Origin of the sequence: Aporhodopirellula rubra (assembly GCF_014192335.1) — a bacterium.
In the GTDB taxonomy this organism is placed as follows: domain Bacteria; phylum Planctomycetota; class Planctomycetia; order Pirellulales; family Pirellulaceae; genus Rhodopirellula; species Rhodopirellula rubra.
Map to the genome: position 1 here is coordinate 105,156 of NZ_JACHXU010000015.1, position 23,729 is coordinate 128,884.

The 23,729-nt window shown below is 52.6% G+C and carries 16 protein-coding genes; 4 read left to right on the top strand and 12 right to left on the bottom strand.

The features are described 5' to 3' along the window. A partial coding sequence (locus FHS27_RS19510) for a dockerin type I domain-containing protein (protein ID WP_221225231.1) occupies window positions 1-1,531 on the top strand: 1,531 nt, incomplete at its 5' end. A gap of 49 nt (window positions 1,532-1,580) precedes the next feature. On the opposite strand, the gene FHS27_RS19515 is transcribed toward FHS27_RS19510, so the two are convergent. After that, on the bottom strand, window positions 1,581-2,714 hold the full coding sequence (locus FHS27_RS19515; protein WP_315854627.1) for a DegT/DnrJ/EryC1/StrS family aminotransferase: 1,134 nt from the start codon (window positions 2,712-2,714) through the stop codon (window positions 1,581-1,583). A gap of 390 nt (window positions 2,715-3,104) precedes the next feature. Here FHS27_RS19515 and FHS27_RS19520 point away from each other — a divergent pair, with 390 nt between their 5' ends. Then, window positions 3,105-3,689 carry a sugar transferase gene (locus FHS27_RS19520; RefSeq protein ID WP_184306549.1) on the top strand — a complete coding sequence of 195 codons (585 nt, stop codon included), beginning with the start codon at window positions 3,105-3,107 and terminating at the stop codon, window positions 3,687-3,689. Here the strand turns inward: FHS27_RS19520 and FHS27_RS19525 are convergent. From FHS27_RS19525 to FHS27_RS19575, 11 genes are all read right to left on the bottom strand, one after another. Further along, window positions 3,674-4,666: a sulfotransferase gene (locus FHS27_RS19525; RefSeq protein ID WP_184306550.1), complete on the bottom strand. Its 993-nt coding sequence runs from the start codon at window positions 4,664-4,666 to the stop codon at window positions 3,674-3,676. The two genes, FHS27_RS19520 and FHS27_RS19525, sit on opposite strands and share 16 nt — an antisense overlap. After that, window positions 4,663-5,880 (bottom strand): glycosyltransferase family 4 protein, encoded by a 1,218-nt coding sequence (locus tag FHS27_RS19530; RefSeq protein WP_315854629.1) that lies wholly within the window; start codon window positions 5,878-5,880, stop codon window positions 4,663-4,665. The genes FHS27_RS19525 and FHS27_RS19530 overlap by 4 nt, the downstream gene beginning before the upstream one ends. Next, a complete protein-coding gene (locus tag FHS27_RS19535) occupies window positions 5,877-6,947 on the bottom strand; it encodes a GNAT family N-acetyltransferase (protein ID WP_184306552.1) in 1,071 nt (356 codons plus the stop codon). The genes FHS27_RS19530 and FHS27_RS19535 overlap by 4 nt, the downstream gene beginning before the upstream one ends. A gap of 98 nt (window positions 6,948-7,045) precedes the next feature. After that, the gene (locus tag FHS27_RS19540) at window positions 7,046-8,308 is read right to left on the bottom strand and encodes a hypothetical protein (RefSeq protein ID WP_221225233.1); all 1,263 of its coding nucleotides are present in this window, start codon (window positions 8,306-8,308) and stop codon (window positions 7,046-7,048) included. Beyond that, on the bottom strand, window positions 8,305-8,895 hold the full coding sequence (locus FHS27_RS19545) for an acyltransferase (protein WP_221225234.1): 591 nt from the start codon (window positions 8,893-8,895) through the stop codon (window positions 8,305-8,307). Before FHS27_RS19545 ends, FHS27_RS19540 begins: the two co-directional genes overlap by 4 nt. Beyond that, window positions 8,892-10,178: an oligosaccharide flippase family protein gene (locus FHS27_RS19550; protein WP_184306554.1), complete on the bottom strand. Its 1,287-nt coding sequence runs from the start codon at window positions 10,176-10,178 to the stop codon at window positions 8,892-8,894. The genes FHS27_RS19545 and FHS27_RS19550 overlap by 4 nt, the downstream gene beginning before the upstream one ends. Window positions 10,179-10,289: 111 nt before the next feature. Then, window positions 10,290-12,290, bottom strand: a complete 2,001-nt coding sequence (locus tag FHS27_RS19555; RefSeq protein WP_184306555.1) for a polysaccharide biosynthesis protein — start codon at window positions 12,288-12,290, stop codon at window positions 10,290-10,292. 69 nt (window positions 12,291-12,359) lie between these two features. Further along, window positions 12,360-14,717, bottom strand: a complete 2,358-nt coding sequence (locus FHS27_RS19560) for a polysaccharide biosynthesis tyrosine autokinase (protein WP_184306556.1) — start codon at window positions 14,715-14,717, stop codon at window positions 12,360-12,362. After that, complete coding sequence (locus FHS27_RS19565) at window positions 14,718-17,318, bottom strand: O-antigen ligase family protein (protein WP_246420248.1); 2,601 nt, start codon at window positions 17,316-17,318, stop codon at window positions 14,718-14,720. A 319-nt stretch (window positions 17,319-17,637) separates the two neighbouring features. Further along, complete coding sequence (locus FHS27_RS19570; protein WP_221225235.1) at window positions 17,638-18,243, bottom strand: hypothetical protein; 606 nt, start codon at window positions 18,241-18,243, stop codon at window positions 17,638-17,640. Between the two features lie 511 nt (window positions 18,244-18,754). Continuing rightward, window positions 18,755-20,119, bottom strand: a complete 1,365-nt coding sequence (locus FHS27_RS19575; protein WP_184306558.1) for a dicarboxylate/amino acid:cation symporter — start codon at window positions 20,117-20,119, stop codon at window positions 18,755-18,757. A 213-nt stretch (window positions 20,120-20,332) separates the two neighbouring features. Here FHS27_RS19575 and FHS27_RS19580 point away from each other — a divergent pair, with 213 nt between their 5' ends. Both FHS27_RS19580 and FHS27_RS19585 read left to right on the top strand, forming a co-directional pair. After that, window positions 20,333-22,015 carry a hypothetical protein gene (locus FHS27_RS19580; RefSeq protein WP_246420251.1) on the top strand — a complete coding sequence of 561 codons (1,683 nt, stop codon included), beginning with the start codon at window positions 20,333-20,335 and terminating at the stop codon, window positions 22,013-22,015. A 424-nt stretch (window positions 22,016-22,439) separates the two neighbouring features. After that, on the top strand, window positions 22,440-23,636 hold the full coding sequence (locus tag FHS27_RS19585) for an LptF/LptG family permease (protein ID WP_184306560.1): 1,197 nt from the start codon (window positions 22,440-22,442) through the stop codon (window positions 23,634-23,636). Window positions 23,637-23,729: the final 93 nt, after the last annotated feature.

The following is a 23,729-nucleotide window of genomic DNA, read 5'->3' on the forward strand; positions in this document are numbered from 1 at the left end:
AAATTACATTGGCACCAACGCCACTGGCACGAAGGACCTAGGAAACCGACTCAGCGGTGTTGTCATCCAGGGTGCCGCAAACAACACGATCGGCGGCACCACCGCAACGGCGCGAAACATCATTTCTGGCAACGATGAATTTGGCGTGCGGATATTTGAAACCGGATCTGGAGCCAACATCATCGCGAGCAACTACATCGGCACTGCTCTCGACGGAGCCTCCGATCTTGGAAACTCTCTCAGCGGTGTGCTGCTATCCAATTCACCCAACAACAATATCGATGGCAACGTAATCTCAGGCAACGATGAATTTGGAGTCTACCTGCTCGGCGTCGACTCCACAGGCAACACGGTTCAAGGAAACCACATCGGCACGGACGCGACCGGTCTCAACCCGGTTGGTAACGCCGGAAGTGGAGTCGTGATCAGTAACGCGTCCCAGAATCTCATTGGCGGAACGACTCCAGAATCCCGAAACGTGATTTCCGGTAACCTCAGGTCTGGGGTGTACCTGATCCGTGACGGTGCAACCGCTAACCGGGTCGAAGGAAATTACATTGGCACCAACGCCACTGGCACGAAGGACCTAGGAAACCGACTCAGCGGTGTTGTCATCCAGGGTGCCGCAAACAACACGATCGGCGGCACAGTGTCTGGCACAGGTAATACAATCGCCAACAACGGATTGAGCGGCATACGCGTGCTTGACAATCAAGCAATCGACAATGCGATTCATCGCAATTCGATCGTATCGAATATTGGCCTAGGAATCGATCTAGCCGGTGACGGCGCAACCGTTAATGATACTAACGACGCAGACATGGGACCCAACCGCCTACAAAACACGGCAACCACGTTAGAAATCGAAGTCACCGAGACTGGGACCACCGCGTTGATCGATTTTGAGTACCAAGTTGATACGCTACCAGACAATGCGACCTTCCCGCTGACGGTGGAGTTCTTCTTATCCGATTCCAATGGCCAGGGAATCCACTATCTCACTGACAATCTTTACAGCACCACCGATCAAACGGTGGGACTGAAGCCATTCAGCCAAAGTTTCTTGGTCAGTTCATTCCCCTTTACTCCTGAATACGGTAGCGCGACGGTTACCGATGCGGCGGGCAATACGAGCGAGTTCAGTTCAGCAGTGCTGATCGCCTTCGGAAGTGGCGGCAGTAGCGAACCACTCGCCGCACTTTCGCCAACACCAGCGGCCGCGCATGACCCGCTGGATGTTAATCGAAATGGAAGCATTACGGCGATCGATGCTTTATTGGTTATCAATGCGTTGAACGCAAAAGATGCACAACAGGCGAAATCAGCAGACGATTCGGGAGCTAGCCGCGACGTCAACGGTGATGGACGGGTAACTGCATTGGACGCCCTCGTGATCATCAATCGTGTGAACGAGAATGATTCGCCATCCAAGGGAATCAGCACAGTCGAACTCTACGACGCCGCCTTCGCTAAATGGGATGACGATGCACTTGCCAGCGAAGAGAGTGCCCTGGAAGATCTTCTGTTCTGAAGCATCAACGCAGAGCACCTAATCGAATAACACAAATTACAACTTCGACCTAGACACGCGTTGGGCAAGTCAATGCCTCTACGGAGGCAGTTCGTCGCAGTTGCGAAATAACGTTGATGACCCGACTTTGATCAGCTTCGCTCATCGACGAACCACTGGGCAAGCACAGCCCGTCACGAAAAAGACGCTCAGCGACTTCGCCGCCGACATGACGACAGTCGCGATATGCTGGTTGAAGGTGCATCGGCTTCCACACCGGACGCGCCTCAATATTTTCAGCTTCTAATGCCAAGCGAATTTGTTCACGATCACACCCCAATGCGTTCGGATCGATTGTCATCGCAGTCAACCAGCGAGTGGAATGGAATCCATCTGGTTCTGGCATAAAACAGATGCCGGGTAGGTTGCTCAGATGCCGCTGATAAACCTGAAAGATCTCACGACGACGATTTACTCGATCTTCCAATACCTGCAATTGCCCTCGGCCAATTGCAGCGAGAAGGTTGCTCATGCGGTAATTGTAACCCATCACGGTATGCTCGTAGTGGGGAGCCGGATCTCGTGCCTGCGTCGCAAGATATCGAGCCTGCTTCGCCCAAGATTCATCGTCAGTGACCAGCATCCCACCACCCGAAGTGGTAATGATTTTATTGCCATTAAACGAAAAACAGCCCAATTGGCCAAAACTGCCAGCTGGTTTACCACTCAATTTTGCTCCAAGCGATTCGGCGGCATCTTCAATGATGGGCACACCGAACGATTCACAAATCTCACTAATCATGGCGTAGTTCGCGCACTGTCCATTGACGTCGACCACCATCACAGCGGCCGGTAACTTGCCAACTTGCGAGCATCGATCCAGTTCCTCTGCGAGCAGCATGGGATCCATGTTCCAGGTCGATTCCTCACTATCAATAAAGACCGGCTTGGCATTCGCGTACCGAATGGAATTTGCTGTCGCCACAAAGGTCATTGTTGACGTGAACACCTCTTGTTCTGGCTGCACATCCAACAATCGAAGCGACAGATGCAGGGCCGCGGTACCGCTCGCGACCGCGACGGCATGTTTGCGCCCAACAACGCCTGCGAACTCTTGCTCGAACGCATCAACGTGGGGGCCCAACGGTGCGATCCAATTGGAATCAAACGCGTCTAATAGCAATTCACGTTCCCGAGCTCCCATGTGAGGCGGGGAAAGAAATAGTCGCTGAGATGAAAAGCTCATGGTAGCAACAAGTCAAAAATTGGAAGGAGTTATCGAATGAGTATCAATTGGGATCCTATTCTACTTTGCCCAGCCTCATTATCACATTCCATCTTTGGCCCTTCTTTGTATTCACTGATCACCGACGATCACCCAGTGAAGACGACTAATCAGGAATCGACTCAGCCGTCATTGAGAGGGCCTTCAGCGTCCCAACGCATCCTGGTTTTCGTTAGGAAAACAGCTGCCATTGCTGTTCGTGTATGGCAAAATATCGACTGAGAACTACAATATTCAGGAGGTTGTGAATCCTCTCTGGGGCACTCGCCAACAATACTCTGCTGCTTCTCCTACTTTCATGCCTCCCCCATGACAAAACGAGTATTCGATATCGTGGTGGCATCGTTGCTCCTGATCTTGCTGGCACCTCTGCTAATCGTCGTCGCGGTATTGGTACGCACCGATGGTGGCCCCATTTTTTTCCGAGCCGTTCGTGCGGGTCGGGACAAAAAACCCATTTCGATCCCCAAGTTCCGTAGCATGATCGTGGATGCGGATGCGTTTCTCGATTCCGCTGGACGGCCTACGAAGAACCGAATCACACGCGTCGGCCGTTTTTTACGCCGGTTCAGCTTGGATGAGCTTCCGCAGCTCTTCAGTGTGATGGTGGGCACGATGTCGATCGTAGGACCGCGTCCGATTCAGATTTCCGATGCCGAGGAGATCGACGTTCAGTTCGATCCGCGATTCGCAGTGAGACCTGGAATCACGGGGCTGGCCCAGGTCTCTGGTCGTAATGAGATCACATGGACGAAACGTTTTGAACTGGACTGCCAATATGTCCGCGAATGGTCACTCTGGCTCGATTTGCGAATTCTATTGCAAACAACCACAGTGGTTCTTTGTGGAACGGGAATGAGCATGGATCGAAATCCGGATCAAGCGAGACCGTGACCAAACGGTGTCTGATCGAGTCGCTCGAACGCTTCTGCGACTTTTCCGTAGATCGGATCTGAGTTGGCGTCTCGTTTATTCGCTTGCAATGCCATTGGCATCATTTCGATGTTTTCTAGCCTGGCGCCCTGTCGTTCGAGCAACCCAGAAATTTCCTTGATCGTCGTTGCCGGATCGGAGCAAAAGTCTTCGTACTGGACGCATAGCTTTCGGTCGTCGGACAATCGGTCAAACTGTTGCTGGAATCCATTCTCAATATGCCACACTTGTCCTGCAACTTGGTCCCAGGCTGGTAGTTTTTTCAACTGATCATAGGCACATGGAATCAGCGACATCCATTTATCCTCCGACCCTAACATCTCTCGTCGCATTTGAAAGATCGACATCGCGTTTTGGATCCGATCACGACGAATCCAAACGAAAATGCTTTTGGGAATCTCTGCTTGCATTCGCTCAGCATACCACCCCGCCATCAAGGGTTTGAATGCAATCGGACGAAGATTGACCTGCGACATTCGACTGATGGTCAGGCGGAGCGATGCCCAATCAACCGAGTTTCGATCATCATCGGTCGGTTCCCTGAGCGATGAGTAGCGAAGATGCTTTGCCCAGAAGTATCCGAATTCATGTGCTCCTGCTGGAACCTTCGTCTGGCCGTAATGGGAGTTAATTTCCGTTGGCCGCTCGGAATCCAACAGTTTTTTCGAAAGCTTCAAGCCTACGACTGGCGCTTCCCAAAATGCCGCCGTCAAGTTGCTGATGTAGTCAACTGGCAAGTGAGCTGCAATGGATTGATAGAGCAATGTCGTACCACTACGCGGCACTCCGAATACGTAAACGCTCGGATGATCTGATGAGTCGTTGACGTGAAGGCTTTGGTCGAAAGATCTCAAACTTGCGTTGAGCCGCTCCAAGAACGACTCCTCTTCATCGTCCTTTTGGTACTTTCCAACCATTTCAGGGTCAGTTCTCTTCATGAACAAATTCTCTTGGAAAGAAGCTCTGAATACTCGTGTTCGAGCATCACGTGGCGGTCTGATGGCTGGAATTCCCGAAGCACCCATTCTCTGGCATCGCGTCCGAATTGGCGACGCATGTTGTCATCGTGACAAAGGCGGATGACACAATCCGCCATCGCGTTGCTGTCATGAACAGGAACTAAAAATCCGGTGATACCGTCCCGAACTCCATCGCGACATCCGACGGTATCGAAAGCGACAGTCGGAATTGACATTGCCGACGCTTCGAGCACCGCGTTCGAGAAACCCTCGCGATAAGAGGGAAACAATAGAAGATCCATGGCGGCGTAGTATTTCTCAATCGCCTCCACGTTTCCGACGATGTGAACTCGCGAATCTAAATTGAGCGCCTGCAAAATTTCGTCGACATCACCTCGTCGTGGTTCGTTACTTGCGCCCGCAATAATCAAATGGCTAGCTGGCGAGAATTCACGAACGCGTTGCCACGTCTCCCAGAGCTCTTTGACGCCTTTGTCGCGAGTAAGACGTCCTACAAACCCGACGACGAAGTCAGACTCGGCAATCCCAAGCTCGCTTCGAGATGACGTCGCATAATTCGACCGAACGTGTTCTGGATTGAAACGTCCGTCCGCATCAACGCCTTGAGCTGACCCGCTTCCAGGTACAACCATTTTCGCTTGATCACCAATACCGAGCGAGATCAACTCGTCGCGAACAGACGGGCTCACCAAGATAATTCGATGAGCTAATGCGCAAGAGACGCGTTCACTAGTGAGCAACAAGAACTTCAAAACGCCGGTCGCTGTCATGTGTGGAAGCCCGCGCACCGTATAGACGCGGCAGGGAACTCGGGCTAACCAAGACGCAATCCCTCCAACGAGCCCACCCTTTGGAGTGTGGCAATGGACGATTTCAGGGCGCCAACGGCGGAGGATTCTTGTGGTTTGCACAAGCGCGATGAAGTCCTGAACAGGGCTAAAACTCCTCGAAAGATTAACACTACCAATCTCAATGTTAAGATACTCAGCGACCTCATCGCTCTTCTTCCAGCTTCCGGTAGAGCTAATGGCCTTAATTGCGAATCCCTTTTGCTTTAGATGGGCCACGACAGCAGGAAACAACCGGTACAGAGTCTGCGGGACCGTGGTAATCTGCACTACAAGCGGTCGCGAAGAACCGACCATTGAGTCCGATTGCGAAACCATGGTCATTCTTTTGACTCGCAGACAGGAGACACTGTTGCTCGATATGCTGGAAAATAGCCACTCGCCAACAGCGAATCAGTCGTTACCGACAATTCCGCGGATCGTTGATTGACCAATCGCTCATATAAACTGGGATTGATAACCGATTCAGCCACCTTGAATGGAATAGGCTCTCCGCCGAAGCCTTTCTTAAAATAGAAAAGCGAATCGTCTGGCTTCAGGCCACCACCAATATGCAGATACCTATATGAGCGCTCAGCCGCCCAACGGCATGACTCATCATAAAGGAAATTACTCACACCCAATCGATTCGCGCCCGATGCAGTCCCGACTAAATGCAAATGACATATTTCCCCACATGGCAACATCATCGCTGACGCAATTACTTCGTTCCCTTTAGCAACTTCGAAAATATAAAGATCGAGATATCTCGCTAGCACGTCAAAGTAGGCATCCGGGAAGTAGTAATACGACGAAGCCTCAATGCGATCCATCGTCTCGGTGTACAGGCGACGAAAAACCGAGTCACTCGCGACATCTTGAGGGTTCGCCTGAAACCATCGGCCCTCGACACCGTTCTTACGGGCTTTTCGAACTTTGGTACGAGCTCGTGAGTCGAATCGGCTCCAACAGCAGTCGTAACCATCATGCGTTGCAATCGCAAGCGTTTGATTGTGAACCCGACTAGAAATTGACGGGTCACATGCAAGAAATTCATCCCGGCCGGGAACGAGCCCGCTCAATCTCAGAAATTCGCTGACGATGCCTGTGTCACGAAAATACATTTTGCAGGCGGTGCGAAACGCCAACCACTCTCGCTCAGGCACGCTCTTCGGCCCGTAAACCCCCGAATATCCATAGGGCGACGCAACATCAAAACACCCATCATGCCCATCGATCCCTCGCTTCAAAAAAGGATAGATGATCGGACCATCCTCCCAAACCGCGATTTGCCAGACCGCGTTATCCGATGCTTCCGACGCGAGACCATATCCATCGGTAAAATAAAAATCCGGGTACTCTAATCCAATATCGCGTGCTTCCTTTGCCGCCAGTACGCGTAAATTACTCATCGAACATTCTCATGCACATTAAACTCTCGAAAAAACACCGACCCCTGCAATCCAACAATCCTACCAGAGCCAGATCTAGCAAGGAAAATCCGGCTTCACTAGCCACTAGCAGCACGTTCCCTAACAACTTTCTGCGTTTGCAGGACCGGCCCTGATATCAGAAGTAGAATCGCCGGAATCGCCATCATTTTCTGACGGACCGCAAGCCCCATATTATAGGAATAGCTAAGGTGAAACGCGAGAAAGATCAAAACATAGATCGAACCGACTACCATCGGCTTCCTTAGCAACTGCAGCTTTGATGGCAAGCGACGTACGAACCAACCATGAACGAGTAGGAATGTCAATACAAATGACTCCATTCCAAGAATCAGCCATGCCGGCGTCCCCCAAAACTGAGGGGGCGGTGACAATGCGAGAATGAACAATCCCGTCACAACTGGAATCGGATTACTTTGTTGATAGATTGCGGTCGAACCAATTGACTTCCGGCTTTGGAAACTTGCATCAAGCGACCCTGTCAAGCCTTCATCTCTAACGCCTTGCATGAATCCTGGCCTCGCTAATTCGATCGCGTAAAAAGCTCCAATTCCGACAATGCTAAATGCCAAACAAGCACTAATTGCCTTACCCACACTCTGGGTAGGTTGAACGAAACCAAAGACGAGGCCGCCTAACCACGCCGCTGCGATGTGCGGGCGTAAAAAAAACACCAAAGCCGACCCGAAAAACAAACCCGCCTTTGAACCCACTGTACGCGTGCGACCAGGTGGATACAAAACGCCATTCAAGATCAAGCCGATCCCGAAAAGCAACATTCCCTCCTTCAAGTTCAGGGGCGCCCATGCCAGACAAGACGGCAACAAAAGAGACAGCACAACTAGCCAGACTGGACAGCGTCGCCCCTCGAAGTAACGACAGACAGAACTCAAAGTCAGCAACATCCCAGTGAATCCAACCATCCCATTAAAACCATAGATAATCCATGGACTAGCGTTGGTTAATGCGTAGAACATTCCAAGTAACAAGCGGTAGCCTTTATTACCGACCACCAGAAACTCCGTTGGCTTGAACCCACCATCAAGCAATCGCGCGGCAACGACCCTCGCTTCGATTTCATGGATTGTCCCGTCATTAAAGTCGGCATCATTAATGCCCGCGTACATCCCACAGAGAGTCGCTATCGACCAGACAAATGCGGAGGCAACGACAAAAGGAGCCACTCTTCGAAGTGATTGCTCTTTACGACAGACACGAAACGCCTGCCACACCATGACCCAAAGCATGACCGCGAATGCCCCGATTGCGAATAACTCAGTGAGCACAGGTAATAACACTTCGCAAGGGAAGACACATGTCATTTCTCAATTGTTTGTAACTGCGAAACCATACCGATCTTCTTAGCTGGCACACCACCGACAATGGAACCTCGCTCAACTGCGCGGTTGACGACCGCCCCTGCGGCAACGATTGAGCGTTGCTCAACAACAACTCCGGCTAGCAACCGTACTCCGCAGCCAACCCAAACATCTTCATGGATTGCGATAGGAGCCAGCTTATTCGGATTGTACTTAATGGGAAGCAAAATATTTTGGTACGAATGATTAAAACTAATCAACGACACTTGATGGGCAATTGAAACATTGTCGCCGACTGAGACACCACCCGCTGCATCGATATAGCACATCGCGTGGATACTTACGTTTGATCCGATGCTCAACCCGCTCCAATTCCGAACACAAACAAATTTCCCAACGTACACATTGTCACCACAATCCTTTATCAGTGACTTCAGGATACAATACCTCAATGCAATAGCAAAAGGGCCATCGAAGATCCCTGAAGACGACCAAAGGAACTCACGAAGTTTGACCGGAACGATGGACAGGCAGGAAGAAAAGGCCTTCAGCAAGAAGGCATATCTCCCAAACTTTTCACGCCCTCTCATTCTCGCACCTCATTATTGCCATGAAATCCACTCTTTACGACCAACAATCCTCCAAAGCGATAATAGCCAAAAATAGCCAAGAACGCGTTCCACAGTATCGAAATAAACGCATAACCGATCGCGGCACCTGTTGCGCCCAAAAAATGCGACAGAATTGGCACAACAACGAGCTGCCCAACGAGAGCGAACGAGCGAGCCTTAAGCACCACGTTTTCTAAACCAGCAGCCGTCAGCAATAAATCAAGAGGCCCCGTGGCGGTATTGAACAACTGAGCAACCGCCAGAATTAGAATCGCACTCATCGCCTCGAGATAGATTTCTCCATAGAACAGCAATATAAATTTTTCTCCGAAGAACCACAGCATGGTCGCTGCCGCCCAAGAAAACCCCGAGCCAATTAGGCAGCATCGTGCAAACACCCGCTTGACATCACAAGACCTTCCGTCATGAAAAGCACGACAGAGACGAGGGTAAAAAATTGCGTTTGCAACGTATAATCCGGTAGGAAGCAACAGGGAAACTTGAAACGCCACACGGAAGTGAGAAACGTCAGCCTCCGACGCAAAGGCACTAATTAACAACGGCGTCGAATATAGAGAAACTGCATGAACCCAATCCACACCTGCTAGCCTCTTTACGGAACTCATTGCACGCCGGTGTTCAATACTGGAATACGCTGGAGATGGCGACAACGAAATCTTCCTAAACAGGAAGATTGAAAATACAAACCCAACAGTGACAGCCGAAAGAAACGCTGTCATCGCAACGACTGGCGTCATGATTAAATCTGGGCTCAGCCAAAAAACCGAGGTTATAAGCAGAAACAAGCCGGGCCGCAGCAACATGTCTGAAATCTGCGATCCTGCTACCTGACCAGTTCCTCGCAAGGTGGCGTTGGAGACAACAGTCAAGACTAGGATTCCAGCTGCTGGAATACCGACCAAGACACCACTAAGCACACTGTAGTCCAGCTTGATCAGAGCAGCGATTACGATGAAACAAACTACAGAAGCCAACAAGATCGTCATCGACCAGGTTGCGGCAAATCGTATTGGCTTACAGCGTTCAACTGGATCTAGAATTGCAACTTCGCGAACGATATAATTCGGCACACCAGCTACAGCAATACTGTACATCAAGAGCACAATTGATTGACTAACAATAAAAACACCAAAATCAACCTGCGACAAGGACCTCGCTAGAATAGATGACAGCGCGAACGAACTGAACAGGTAAAAGAAACGCAGTGTGAAGACACTCACCAGTTGAAGGCGACTTCTCATGACATCGCCTTGTAATCGGATCGGCATAGGCGTGGTAGTCCAGTATCCGTTAACCAATGAATGGGGACTACCATGTTTTGAAGAAGAGCCAAGAAACCTAGCTAGTAACGTCTATATGGAAGTTCCAGCTGGCTCTTGACTTTTTCTATCTAGCGATTTGACGTCATTACCAGTGGTCGACAACGAATGGCTGGGCAAATAAGAAGGGATTAAACGAGTGACGGCTGCACGTACTTCCGCAGGTGCCGCATCCGACATTTTTATCAGCGTATCGAGACCCGATTGAATTGAAAAATCCTGAAAATCACTGGCGTACGCTGCGCGTACCTTGGGATGAGGCGTCGGAATTGTGGTTTCGTCGTCAAAGTAAAGCTCCTCGTAAAGCTTTTCGCCAGGACGAACGCCCGTGAACACGAACTCGATGCTGCCCTTTGGGAGACCACTAAGTGCGACGAGATCACTGGCAAGCTGGACAATCCTAATGGGTTCACCCATGTCCAGAACAAAAATTTCACCTCCCCGACACTGCGCGGCCGCCTGAATAACGAGCTGTGATGCCTCCGGGATTGACATGAAGTAGCGCGTCATTCGCTCATCAGTAATCGTAATCGGCCCCCCCCTTCGAATCTGCTCTTGAAAGATGGGAATTACGCTGCCTGCACTGCCCAAAACATTGCCAAACCGAACAACAGCGAACTTAGCCTGACTCTTCTGTGCGAATTCATACACGATGCGTTCGGCAAGATACTTCGAACAGCCCATGATGCTCGTCGGATTAACGGCCTTGTCGGTGCTAACCATTACGAAATGCTCCGCGTCGTGTCGGTCGGCTAGCGACGCAATCGTCCTTGTTCCAAGAATGTTATTTTTGACCGCCTCACCGGGATGCAGCTCCATCAGCGGAACATGCTTGTGGGCTGCGGCGTGAAAGATAATTTGAGGCCGCCGCGTTTCAAAGAGCCGTTGCATCCTCGACTGGTCTGTGATGTCGCCGATCTCTATGTGAAGCGTGATACCAAGCTCGCCTGCGACCGCCTTCAGTTCCCCATGGATCGCATGGATACGATTTTCCCCCCGGCCAAGCAAAATCACTTCACTCGGACCAAATCGCATCGTTTGTCGACAGATCTCACTGCCGATGCTTCCTCCAGCACCAGTAATCAGAACTCGCTTGCCTTGCAGCAAATTCTCCACTTCCTCGGTGTCGAGCTGAATCGGATCGCGTCGTAGCAAGTCTTCAATATTGAGCGGACGCAGTGGAATCTGCTCATTCCCATCCATCGCGTCTTCGAACCGCGGAAGCACGCGAATGCTAAGATCGACGGCATTGCACTGGTTGGTGAGCTGCCTCAAGGTCAATCCATCCAAGACGCCTGCCGGGACCAAAACATCCTTAGTGCCAAGCTTCGCGGCGACTTCAGTTAACTCACCCAGGTGACCGAGCACAGGGACACCACCGAGTACGGCACGACGGCGATAGCCAGGCTCGACTGCAAGTAGCGCCGTGATGCGGCAAGGCATTGACTGGTTCGAATTGATCTGCGCCGCAAGCTGACCAATGCTACGATCAGTCCCAACGAGGATCGCTGAGCGTTTTCTCCGACTGGGGAGGGCTATCCCGAAAACCTCATCCACAAAACGCCATGTACATCGCAGACCACCAATCACCACTACCGTCGCCAGAGCGTCGAGTAGGATGCTTAAGCGAGGAATCGCCCAAGCAAATGGCAACAAAAAGTAGTCGACAAATGCGACCACGAACATCGACACCATCGTCACTTTCAACAGGGATTTCAGGTCAGCAAAGGTGACATATCGCCACCAACCATGAAAGTGTGAGCCAAAGTAGAAAACGGCAAGTTTGGAAATGACCACAGGACCGAGTGTTGACCAAAACAACTGCCGATGGCTATCGAGTGGCTGAAAATTAAATCTTGCGAAGAATGCAAACGCATAGATGGCGCTGAAGAGCACGAGGTGCAAACTCAGCAGGACAGGCAGACGGACAGCGGGATATCGCACCTTATCTAGCCACGAAAACAACCTTCCTTTCAACCCAAAAGATGACGGAATCTCGGACGGCTCTGTTTGGATTCCCGATTCGGGGGACATTATATTCACGGATTATTTAGGCGATTGATCAAGGCGAGCGAGAGTTAGGCGGCGAAGTTGCTACTTACGCTACACCGACTGGAGAGTATTGACATTGTCACCGTAGTACGCCTTGTGGGATTCGCCGTAACCATAGCCATAGGCGTCTGCGTCGTAACCGCCTGAGTAGCCGTAACTCTTATCTTTGGTTTGATAGCCGTTGACGATAATCGCACCGACTTCACTGCCACTACGACGCAGAATGTCAGCGGCACGAACTGCCGCCTTGCGTCCATTCTTGATAATTCGGACCGCTAAGAGCACATTATCCATCTCCTCAGAGACAACAGCAGCGTCGGACACAGCGAGTACCGGGGGGGTGTCGACGATGATAAAATCAAACTTGTCTCGCCATACGTTCAGCAACTGTGAAAAACGATCTGACTGCAGAAGTTCAGACGGGTTTGGCGGGATCGAACCTGCACCTACTGCAAACAAGTTTTCATTGACTGTCGTTTGAACCACATCAACAGGATCACACTGATCCATGAGTGCCTCAGCAAAACCAAGTTCACCATCAAGGTGCAACAAACGCGCTACGCGAGGTTTTCGCAAATCAGCGTCAACAATCAGGGTCCGTTTGCCAGTTTGCGCAAATGCCATCGCGAGGTTCACACTCGTCGTGCTCTTACCATCGCCGGGCAATGGCGACGTTACTTGTATAACTTGATGCCCATTTTTCCGAGCCTCTACCAACAGTCCCGTGCGTAGAACCCGGAACACCTCTGCAGCGGGTGTCCGAGGCTGATGATGCACTCGAACTGAACTATCAATTGCAAATGGCGCATCTTTTCTTTTGCGTTTGATAGGTTCAAAACGCGGCACATGAGCCAAGACCGGAGCACCTAGAGTACGCTGCACATCATCCGGGTCAACAAAAGTTGTATCCATCAAATCCGACAGCAAGGCCATCCCGAATCCGAGCAATCCACCTGCAAAGAGCCCTAACGCCAGCACGATGATTGGCTTCGGCCAACTTGGACGCTCCTGAGGTTCTGCATCACCGATGACGTCGGTAGAGAATCCCGCGTAGTCACGGACAAAGTTGAGTTCTTTAAGGGTGTCTTGAGTATCTTCAAAAACCTCTTGACGACGCAGCATCTCGCGTCGAAGAGATTCCGCCTGCATCTCCACTTGCTCAAGTTCTTTCGCCTTAGCAAGCTCAACATCGCTTCGACGCTGAAGCACTTCACGTTGCTGTACTAAGCCCGCCAAGTCATTCCTTAACAAGCCAACATAGGTTTGCAACATCTCGGCAGGTTGCATTCGTTCACGTGTATCACTCGCCGTAATTTTCGCGGAGTTATCATCGATAAATTTTCGCATCATCGCAATTTGCTCCCGCAGCGACACAATCTGCGGATGACCATCGCTGAACTTCTCACGAAGCTTTTTTTCCTTCATTACCAAAGAAAGGTACTCATCGTACTCCGCTTGAGCAGTTGCCTGACGTATAGGCTGCTCCGCCTGGAATGCTTCGCTCGCGACATCTCCTCGAGTCACCTCATACATCAACTTCAGTCGGTTTACCTCTTTCTCACTTAGAAGTGCCAACCTGTCGAAATCCGAAACAGTATTGGGAGCGTTATTACTGAGAAAGCTGGTGATCACCGCCAAACGAGAAGCGGTTTCTGCTTCAGTTTCGGTGAGATCGTGAAGATCTTCCTCAATCTTGTCGAGTCGCTCCTTATGGATGTTCCTGGTCTTCTCCCCGTCCCACATGATCGCCGAATTTGCTAATTGATCTGCGAGTTGTTTTTCAGCTTCGCGGACATCACGCCCGGTTTCGTTAGCAAGCTGCGTTAAGAGGTCGACAGCTTGGGTGCTAGTGCCCTCGAAGTGTTGCTTCAAGTAGGTTGAATACTCATCGAATATCGCGCGCAAAATCGTCGCACAGTCCATAGGGGACGGATCATCGTAAGTTGCCTTGAGGGTATGCGCATCGCGAGCAACACCGTCGCCGCCTTTCGTCACATCAAGGTTATCCAAGATGTAAACCAATGGAGTAACACTGTCACTTTTATTGACCGCCTCGACGACACTCGAAATCTTATCGAGCTGATGCTCTTTGATCGCTGCTGCAACAATCCGCCGACTTGTCATTAATTGGATGTGCGTGGAAAGCACATCTTCTTCGGTGTCAACGCCTTCTACAGACGATCCTGAACTCGCTCCTTTGACCAAGTCGCCTGATTTTTGGCCAACTAAGATTTCCATTTCGGCGCGGAACGTGGGTGGCGTTAGGAAGTAGTAGAGTGCCGCTGCGGCGACGCCGAGGAAAAGGCCGAGGGCGATGAGGCCTTTGCGGCGGCGGAGGATACCGAGCAGGTCTAGCAAGTCCGTTTCTTGATTTGCTTGAGCTGGAGCGAGTGCTGCGGTGTCGTTCATTTACGGCGTCTCGGTGGGGAGAAGTGTGGTCGATTGTCGGTGATGCAGTCGCTTGGACTGATCGAAAAGATTCTTATAACGGTCGTTGCTCGGTTCCAAATTCATGGCAACCCTTGCCTGGGATGCAGCTTCCTCTGCGTCGCCGGATTGGTAAAGCGATCGAGCGTAGCGATATCTTAATTCGGGGTCTTTGGGGTCTGCTTGTACCGCTTGTGAATAATGGTTAGCTGCGACGCGGAAGTCGCCCTTCGCCGAAGCAATTGCCGCTAAGGCTGATTGCTTCGGTATTGGCTCCATCTCTGCAGTCGACGCAATTGAACTGGCTTTGTCGAATAGCGATCGCCGCAAATCATCTGTCCCCGGCTCGCTTCGAATCACCAACGCCAGTCGATAAGGTGCCACCCACATGTCGGGCATCAGGCGTTCAGTGATTACTTCGTCCGTCAACTTTAGTCTGGACAGGCGATAGATCAATTCCAAATGCGTCAGATCAACCGAAAGCGTTTGTCGCCACTGACCTGTCATCGCTTCGATGTCGCCGGCCGCCCATGCGAGCAGGCCGTTGCCCAATGTCTGACGCGAATCCACCGCGGAAAGCCGCATTGAATTCGCGAAAATATCCTTCCATGGACGGCCCGATGCGGCGCCGAGCTGGGCCATTCGCATCTGCGTTTTCGGCTGGACCGGGTTGGCCGCGAGCGAAAGGCTGAACTGCTTCCACGCGGCAGCGAGAGACGGCTCTATCGCAATCTGTTGATTAATGCGCTGTTTCTGCAACTCGGTGGGCCCCGTATCACTGTCGTCGTACAACTGCATGATGATGGAATTCAGCGACGTTCGGTCCCAATCTGCGATCGGATTGGTAGGACGAGCCCGTGCAATTTGGCCGGCACGGATCTGGTCATAGGTCGCTCGTTGGGCACGATGCATCAGCAATTGAATCAAACGCCGATGCAAACGTTCATTAAGCGAACTGTTTCCTAATTCTTGCTGAAGTTCTTCGATCCATTCGTCCGCGGTCGCGACAGTTGGTGACGGTGTGCGGGGAGCAAACGTCGTGGACGCCAACAAACGATCCGCTCTCACACAGCGTGCTTGATGCCAGATTGCCCAGGACAGCCCGCCGCCGAGGAACACAATCAGAGAACCGGTAATGATCATTGGCCCCTTGGTCGCTGAACTCACAGACAACCGAAACGAACCTAACGACGTCGCATCGCCAGCTTCAGACGATCGGCTCTTTGAAACCCGGATTCGTCCTGAAGGCGATGCTGCAACCGATGCACCTATCAGCACCGATGCGGTGAGCAGGTTCGCGGGCATCAATAAACCGAACTCAGTAACCGCATGGAGCGACTGAAAAAGCAACGCGCCTAACCCTGCGATCCCCAGGGCCTGCTTCTCTCGCGTGCGACTGGACTGACACAACGAAATTGCTGCTCGACCGGATACGAATATAAACCCAACGACTAACAAAATTCCTGGGACACCAGCTTCGACGATCGTTTCCAGATATTGATTGTGTGCGTTCGGTAGCCAACCACGACTGGTCGTCGGCTCAAACGGTAATATTGCATAGCCGTACGTTCCAAGACCTGAACCAAGCGGCAAGAAATGCGATAGCGCCGGCAAAGAGTCACGCCATAGCTGCCAGCGTCCGTCTGCCATCACACGATCAACGTCTAGATCACCGACGCGATCCTCGAATCGATCCAAAAGGCCAATCGCTTGTATCACCACCATGCTCAGCAACGCGACGACGAGGAATCCCGCGAAACGCCCAACTCGACGTGGCGCACCGACGTGCTTCCAAATCAGCACGATCGCAACCGCCGTGATTACAAACGAGGTCCAACCACCACGCGAGTTACTGCAGATCAGACCAACGGCGAGCCAAACGACCAACGCTCCCACTGCAAGGATGCCCGGATGGCTTAACACGGATGACCAACCGCCGCTAACGCCATAACCGCCCTCTTTCGATGAGCCATTTTGCTTCAACATGAAATGCAGCAAACCGATCGCACAGAACAATGACATGCCGACGAAATCCGCACCGTGATTTCGAACTAAAAAGGTGCCAAAGGGTGTTGTTCCACCTTCGTTGGGAACACCCCAAAAGATTTCATTGGGATGCACCACAATCTGAACAATGCCCCAGAAAACTTGCGCAGCACCACAAGCTGCGATGGCCCCGAGGAGGAACAGCTTGGTCTTTGGAGTCTGAAAAAGCCCAGCCCCGAGAAACAATCCAACGATGCCAATCAACGCCATCGCGATCCAGTTGAAGGTCTCCCAAGGGACCAACGAAATCATTGACCAACTCGATGCATCAAGCCCAGCATACTGCTCTCGCAGCGAGAACGTGCCACTCGCAATGGCCGCCAACCAAGGAGGCGTTGGAATGAGTTGCACGACACCGATGGCCAGCAACCCAAGACAGAGCCCCCACAACCACCCCGTAGCGCGGAGCATCGGTGTCACGTGGCGTAGATCGAGCCACGCGAGGACCAGGGCGGCAGCCAATGAACTGAGGATTAGAAAGCGTGGCAGGTGATAGAAACCACCAATAAGCCACACGGCCATCCAAATCGTCGCCATCAAAACAACGCGTGAAGCGTCTAAAAAAGGTGTCTGGCCCCAAATCCCTACTTGCCCCGTCGCGGTGCGTCCGGCGTGCCGCCTTTTATGTTTGGCAAGAGAAGCGTGGTGGGGCATAAAGCAGTTGACGAGGTGAAGTGTAGCGCCGCGTCCATACGATCATCTAAGGGGATGATGAGCGTGTTTAAGTCTAAATAAAACTCCTGATACCACCATCCATGAACCTGAAATTTCACAGAATGCTTTTGCCAGTAACGCAAATAAAAAACGCCGTTCATGTGAACGGCGTTTTCGTATTCAATATGATTCTAGATGCGAACTACGGCCGGACGTAAACAACGTTGTCATCGTCATCCAACCCAGCAAGACCGGCGAGACCAGCGAGACCGGCAAGGGCCAAACCACCACCGCCGAATCCACCACCACCGCCGCCACCCATACCGCAAGAACTACCGTACCCACAACCCATCATCGGGGCCGCAGCAAGAGGTTCTTCGACGAGGATTTCTTCTTCGCAGAGGATCGTCTCTTCGATGATTTCGATCGGCTGCTCACAAGTGCAGATTTCGACTGCGTGACCACAGCAAGGTGCCACTGGCGTAACAACTTCTGCGTGACAAGGCTGGCTGAGACGGCAGCCAACGAGCGACTCGCGTTCGGCGAGAAGTTCTTCCTCGTTCTTGGCACCTTGGTCAAGCTTGAGATCGAGTTCGATGATCTCGATGTCGAGCTTGGTTACGAGTTGCTTGCAATCCAGGTTATTTTCTTTGCCTTCGGCCAAGATCTTGGAGACGAGTGTCTCGCGGTTTTCCTGCGTTGATTTTGTGTCAGAGACCACGGCTTCACTGCTCACTGCGAACGCCTGGACACCGAGACCCGCGATACAGATGCCTGCAATCGCCAATTTTCCGAATGTCTTCATCATGATGTATACCCTTGGTTTGGTGACCAAATCAGACTCGCGAGTGGTACCGACACAGCATCCTCCTACAAGTTCGATTGGATAATAGGGCCGGAAGCAGGCCGAATCAACCCCCTATTGCCCCTATTTTGTCAATTCTGGCGATTAAACGGGGGGAACGGGCTCGCACGTGCCCAAACACGCACCTGTAAACGTCTGCACACATACATCCTTAGTAGTTTGTCCGCCTGAGACGCTATAGCCAACAAGGCTCAACTGCGCCCTCAAAACGGCTTTAATAACTCAAAATCACGGTATTCTGCACCCACCACTCGACAATGGGTTCGGCGGTCCTCGTCCCAGCAGGAAAGTCCGTTCGCTCGTCACGGATCCTAAAATCAACCTCCGCGTTGCCGTGTTATCCGTAGACCAATCCAGGAAGAGAAATGGGACACTTGTTTCCCGACTGGCCTCCGCTACCAGAGGGAGACCATCGGTATACCCTTGATTTGCTAGCTGAATGAGCCGTCGGCACTCAGCTGGGCTTGGCCGCAGGTTCCTCATCAGGGATCGTTACTCCGACCACAGCGGCTCCGACGCTGTCGCCGAAAACGTTGACAGTCGTGCGGAATCGATCGAGAAGCCAGTCAACCGCAAGAATCAGTCCGATGTATTCCAGGGGCAGTCCAACGGCACCGAGGACAATCAGCATCGTCACCAGCCCAGCTTCGGGAATACCGGCCGCTCCGATGGCAGCAAGAGTTGCGGTGACGGCAACAATCGCCTGTTCCCCCATCGTGAGTTCGATCCCGATCGCCTGAGCGATGAAAATGGCAGCTGCGGCTTCGTACAGCGCCGTTCCGTCCATGTTGATCGTCGCCCCTAAAGGGATCACAAACTCGGTAGATCGTTTGGGGATTCCCGCCGACTCGGCGCACTCGAGCGTGACGGGCAACGTCGCAGAAGAACTCGCCGTCGAGAACGCCGTCAAAAGCGCTTGACTCATTGAGGCAGCGAAACGATATGGGTTCTCCCGACGAACGATCCAAAAGATCAACGGGAGAACGATGAAGGCATGAATGGCCAACCCGATCAAAACTGCGGCAAAGTACCAACCGATCTGTCCGAGTTCTTCGAAAAAGCGCCCGTCCGCCTGCGCCTTGCCAAACCGTGCGGCTACCAAACAAAAGATGCCCAGCGGCGCGATCTTCATCAGCGCCATCACAAACGATAGTAATGCATGGTTCGCCTCGGTGACAAATTTGCTGATCGTGCGAGTTTCATCGGGCATGGTCGTCAACAGGGCACCGAAGCAGATCGTGAAAACGATGATCGGCAAGAGCTGAGTTTCGACCGCGGCACCAAACAGGTTATCCGTGACAAGCATCAATGCGAGGTTTTTCAATATGACATCGGTAGTCGGAGCCTCATCGTTGTCCGCGGGCAGATCGGTGAACACGCTCGCGACCTGCGTTTCGCTCAATCCACTTTCGTCGGCCAGTGTGCGACGAAGAATCTGATCAGGCTTTTCAGTTGCCTTCGAAAACCGTTCCAACTGAGCCTGGTCAATCGTGCCGACGCCTGGGCGCACGATATTGACAACGACCAACCCGACAATCACGGCGATCACTGTCGTACATAGGTAATACCCCACGGCCGCGGCCCCTGGTTTTCCAAGTCGCCGAACGTCTCCGAGCCCCAGGACACCACACATCACTGAGGTAAATACCAGTGGAACGACAATCATCTTGAGCGCACGCAAGAACAACTCGCCGCCGAGATCAAAATGAACCGCGATATTTGGAAACATCAATGCAATCGCGATTGCCGCCACAATCGCACCGGCGATCCAGTACGTCAGCGAGTTGCTGTGTTTTGGCGGTTTTGAATGCTCGGTCATCTTCATGGTCCTTCGAAAATGCTTGAAAACACGGGGACATCAATCGGAGGTTCATAACAAACCCTGCCCTGATTGCCATCATGGCATGGGCGGCAAAGCTAACAAAATACCCTTTTGGGCCCCCCGAATGTGTGCGCGATGTTCAAACGTGACCTACTTTTGAATTGAATCTCCTTCACTTTTCCTTTGCTCACATTTGGTAGGAACATGCTCATGGGGCTGTTTCGCTCGTTACAATCGACTCGCGGCGGTTTTCGTCGTGCCTCGTTCGGTACACTTTTGATCGTCTGCGGAATCGCAGCAGCGGTCTTTGCAGGAGTACCGATGCTACATCAGTCGTTGACAATAACCCAAACTCCGGTGCAGCTGAGTTGCGTCGAACTGTTACGTGGTGGCCTCCCCGACAACACATCGATTGTCGTTTTGCGTGATGCGCAGGTTCACCCGCCAGGCGAACTGGAACTGAACGTCGATGGCGGCGCAGCATCCCCGATGCTTGGAAAAGTGCAAGCGGTTTTAGCACACCCCCGCGCCGCGGTGCTGGTCGATCGACTGGTTCGCGGTGACGTTCTGCCTCGCGGAATGACAAAGCGTCCCGGCCCACAGCCGCTGCGGTTGACGCCCGGACGAGAGACTGCAGAAGCCGCACTGAACGAAACCAAAGAGACAGGTTCGTTGACGGTACATGTCAGCGAAGACCCAACGGCCAAGCTGATCTGCAAAATTGCCGATCGCCTCAGCCTGCCGATCCCCGAAGGCATACGACAGGCCGCAGAGATTCCTTCCTTCTCGCTTAAACCGGCTAGTTTGATCGCAACTCAGCGTGAGGCCTTGCTGTGGTGCGTTGGCGGTGGATTGTCGATTGCATTCGGACTCATCCTGTGCGGCAGTTCGCCGATCGGATGGTGGGCAGTGGTCTCGCCAATCTCCGCACTCATCGGACTCCCGGGTGTGATCCTGCGTAACGGACGTGGCGGATTGATCACTTGGATTATGAGCTTGCTTGCGGGCGGCACAGCTTTGGCTGCAGGCTATCACCTCGCGTTTGAAATGGGTCGGCTTGGACAAGCCGGTGGCATTTGGCTGTGGCAATCGGCAGGACTATTGTCAGCGTCATTCGGCCTGGCGGCGATCGTGGGCACCCTGTTGAGCATCCGAGCGAAACGTAGAATTGGCGACGACAATCATGACGCGTTGGCGACGATGGTCCCCTCCGTCACCTCGAGTAGCACCAAGAAGAACCGCCGCAACACAGAAAACGAAGAGTCTTCGACAGAACCGCGTCCTGCGGCACTGCAATCGATGATCTCTACCAATGACTACACACGGCGTTATCTGGATCCACGACTGAACGTTTCCGTCAACTTGGAAACGGCCGCAGACGTTCAAAAGCAAACCGCGAGTCTTGAACGGCTGCAGTTCGACAGCCCGTTGATTATTGAAATCGCACGCGGCGAAGACACTATCGAAGCGACCGTCCAGGTAGGATGCCGCAACCTCGTTTTGGCGATGACCGATTGCCTCGACGAAAACCTGCGACTGCGAATGGTCAGTATTCTCGAAGACGGGCATGTCGTCATCAGCGGCAACGGTGCCGACGAACGATTGACCGACACAACCGATGGTGACACATCCAGTTTGCGAATGCATGCCACCGGCAAGACCGCGAAATTGGTTACCAAGCACCTCGAGGTTGCTGCCGAGATCGCGGAAAAACGTCGAACCAAGATGGTCTTGCTCGAACCTAATGAATGGCGTGATGTGATTCACTACAGCGAGCGATGCATGGCGGATACATTGCACCACGCTCATCTCGAAAAGTGGGACATCTCAAGTGCGTCCTATGGACGGTTCGCGTTTCCACCGCAAGAAGTCTCCATCCCCGCAATGGTCTAAAGCGGATCGGTCCGACGGCGAACCGGCACATGTGGAGCATTCCCGCCGGATCACCATCGCGGAATGTCACGATCGACCGACGCAGGATGATCTATCAGACGGGATGCGGACCGAAACGCTTGGGTCTCATCTGGATTCCCAGACAGCACGCCATATCGGCACTCTCTCGCTCAGAAGCTTGCTCAGCGATCGCTCTCGCGGCCGAGTCAACTCTGGTAGGTGCTCGTCGTCCTCGATGATCGACGAATTGGAAGATACGTAAGTAACGCTCTATTCACTCGCCGGTGAGTTTTGCTAATACGTCGCCTTGTCCAGTCGCGTTTGGACGATCGTGACGCCACGTTTCACGGGCGTGAAACACGAGAACGCGCGACGGGCCTTGGTTACGCACTGCCATTTCCCTTCATTTCTTGCGCCCCCACACGTGATTCCTACCCGATTAACGCGAACGATTTTGTGGGAGATTCTTCGGATCTTCGTAGTCGCGTTGGTCGTGCTGACGACCATCATACTGCTGATCGCGGTTGCCCGAGAACTAATTCGCAAGGGTCTCGGCCCGATGGCTGTTTTGCACCTGCTGCCGTTCGCGATGCCGATCTCGCTGCAGCATGCGGTTCCTGCAACGGCGTTATTCTCCGTCTGCTGCGTCTACGGCCGGATGGCAGCCGATGGCGAGATCAGCACGGTCAAGTCATCAGGCATCTCTCCACTGAGGCTCCTGCAACCAGCCATCATCTTCGCGGCCCTACTCAGCCCGATCGCGGTCTACTGCAGTGACATGGCGGTCTCATGGGGCAAACCCGGCGTCAAACGCGTTGTCCTGCTATCGGTGGAAGACATCGCGTACAAGGTGCTCGAAGCCCAACACTCATTCACATCCGATCATGGATTCTCGATCCACGTTCGAGAAATCAAAGACCGCCGGATGATCTCGCCGACCGTCGTGATTCGCGGGAGAGGTGACGAAGCGTTTGAGGTTACCGCGAGTGAAGGCCAACTCGTCATGGACGAAGAACGTCAGGCCCTCGTGCTCAAACTCGTCGACAGCAAAGTCGTTCGAGGCCGTGGATTTGGTGGCACACTTCCTGGCGAATCAACATTCGAAATCCCACTGGGCAACGCTCTCGACGAAGACGACACGGCCTCAAAAAGTCCGAGCGAATTACCACTGCGTTTGATCAGCCGCGAAAAATCACGACAACGTGAAGACACGCACGCGACGATCGGACAACTGGCCGCCTTCACCGGATTCGCCCTTCTGCAATCACGTCCAGAGACAATCGGTGGTCCTGAGGCCCGAGGAATTCACAACTCGCTCGAATCGAGCCGCTATCGACTGACGAGACTCCGAACCGAGCCGTGGCGTCGTTGGGCGGAAGGGTTCACATGTTTCTTCTTCGTCTTCGTGGGTGCACCACTGGCGATTCTCGCTAAAACGAGTGACTACTGGACCACGTTCGGAATGTGTTTCCTGCCCATCATCCTGATCTATTACCCACTGTTCCTCTTTGGGCTGGACCAAGCCAAGTCGGGTGACCTGCCACCGTATGGTGTGTGGACCGGGAACGTCGTCCTGGCCGGCATTGGGACGATTTTGATGACAAAGGTGCGACGGCACTGAGCGCGGTTGCCGCGGGGAAACAATTCTTCTGCATGTAGGCCGGTCTCATTCTCGCCATGGACAATTTGGCAAGCATCGAGCCAACTGAACGAC